Genomic DNA, 223 nt, shown 5'->3' on the forward strand with positions numbered 1-223 from the left:
ATTGGCTTCAAGCTCGCGGACATGGCTGTCGAGATCTCCGCAGCCCGCATGATGCTCTACGAGGCCGCCAAGGCTTATGACGAGGGACGGGACGTCGCCAATCTCGGAGCAATGGCCAAGCTCTATGCATCGGAAGTGGCACACAGGGCGGCCGACGCCGCGGTGCAGATCTGGGGCGGCTTCGGTTACTGCAAGCCAAACGTAGCCGAGCGGCTCTATCGCG

At 62.8% G+C, this 223-nt stretch carries 1 protein-coding gene; it reads left to right on the forward strand.

The window, feature by feature from the left end; genetic code table 11:
- Positions 1-223: acyl-CoA dehydrogenase family protein (locus E4K09_RS19980; RefSeq protein WP_280177485.1), on the forward strand; the 223-nt coding region annotated here is incomplete at both ends.

This window comes from Microvirga pakistanensis, assembly GCF_004458765.1.
Taxonomy (GTDB): domain Bacteria; phylum Pseudomonadota; class Alphaproteobacteria; order Rhizobiales; family Beijerinckiaceae; genus Microvirga; species Microvirga pakistanensis.